Source organism: Furfurilactobacillus curtus, assembly GCF_054657915.1.
In genome coordinates, this window is the sequence record NZ_BAAHXU010000005.1 from 1 (window position 1) to 1,678 (window position 1,678).

The 1,678-nt window shown below is 49.0% G+C and carries 1 rRNA gene; it reads left to right on the forward strand.

What is annotated here, in order from left to right:
• Nucleotides 1-127: 127 nt before the first annotated feature.
• A 23S ribosomal RNA gene (locus ACYQ0Y_RS10245) occupies nucleotides 128-1,678 on the forward strand; the annotation flags it as partial.

Below are 1,678 nucleotides of genomic sequence, written 5' to 3' on the forward strand. Positions count from 1 at the left end.
AGGATTGCACATTGAAAACTGAATCTTGATTCTTTTTATTAAAAACCGAGAACACCGCGTTTTTTGAGTTTTTTAACAAGTAATTGTTATTCGCTAAACTCACAACCGCAGTTCTTTAGAACTGTTAGGTTAAGTTAACAAGGGCGCACGGTGGATGCCTTGGCACTAGGAGCCGATGAAGGACGGGACTAACACCGATATGCTTCGGGGAGCTGTAAGTAAGCTTTGATCCGGAGATTTCCGAATGGGGGAACCCAGCCAGTTTAACCGCTGGTTATCACTAGGGGAATACATACTCTAGTTGAAGGTAGACGTTGTGAACTGAAACATCTCATTAGCAACAGGAAGAGAAAGAAAAATCGATTCCCTAAGTAGCGGCGAGCGAACGGGGAAGAGCCCAAACCAGACTGCTTGCAGTTTGGGGTTGTAGGACTGAACATTTGAGTTACCAAGGACCTTGATAGTCGAAGACGTTGGGAAGCGTCGCCATAGGGTGTGAGAGCCACGTAGACGAAATCAAAGTCCCTCAGTTCAGGATCCTGAGTACGGCGGAGCACGTGAAATTCCGTCGGAATTTGCGGGGACCATCCCGTAAGGCTAAATACTCCCTAGTGACCGATAGTGAACCAGTACCGTGAGGGAAAGGTGAAAAGCACCCCGGAAGGGGAGTGAAATAGTTCCTGAAACCGTGTGCCTACAAGTAGTTAGAGCCCGTTAATGGGTGATAGCGTGCCTTTTGTAGAATGAACCGGCGAGTTACGTTAGCATGCAAGGTTAAGGTGGAAAGACCGGAGCCGTAGCGAAAGCGAGTCTGAAATGGGCGATTGAGTATGTTGAAGTAGACCCGAAACCAGGTGACCTACCCATGTGCAGGTTGAAAGTGCGGTAATACGCACCGGAGGACCGAACCCGTGTCTGTTGAAAAAGGCTGGGATGACGTGTGGGTAGCGGTGAAATTCCAAACGAACTTGGAGATAGCTGGTTCTCTCCGAAATAGCTTTAGGGCTAGCCTCGGATTAGAGCATCATGGAGGTAGAGCACTGTTTGAACTAGGGGCCCGTCATGGGTTACTGAATTCAGATAAACTCCGAATGCCATTGATGTGTTATCCGGGAGTCAGACGATGAGTGATAAGATCCACCGTCGAAAGGGGAACAGCCCAGATCACCAGTTAAGGTCCCAAAATATGTGCTAAGTGGAAAAGGATGTGGAGTTGCACAGACAACTAGGATGTTGGCTCAGAAGCAGCCACCATTTAAAGAGTGCGTAATAGCTCACTAGTCGAGTGATTCTGCGCCGAAAATGTACCGGGGCTAAGCACATTACCGAAACTGTGGGTGCCACGTAAGTGGCGCGATAGGAGAGCGTTCTATGGGCGGAGAAGTCAGACCGTGAGGACTGGTGGAGCGCATAGAAGTGAGAATGCCGGTATGAGTAGCGAAAGATCAGTGAGAATCTGATCCACCGAATGACTAAGGTTTCCTGGGGAAGGCTCGTCCACCCAGGGTTAGTCGGGACCTAAGGCGAGGCCGAGAGGCGTAGTCGATGGCTAACAGGTTGAGATTCCTGTACTAGTTAAACGTGTTTGAACAATGGAGGGACGCAGAAGGCTAAACGATCCAGACGGATGGAAATGTCTGGTCAAGCAGCAAGGTGGTTCATGAGTTAAATGCTTATG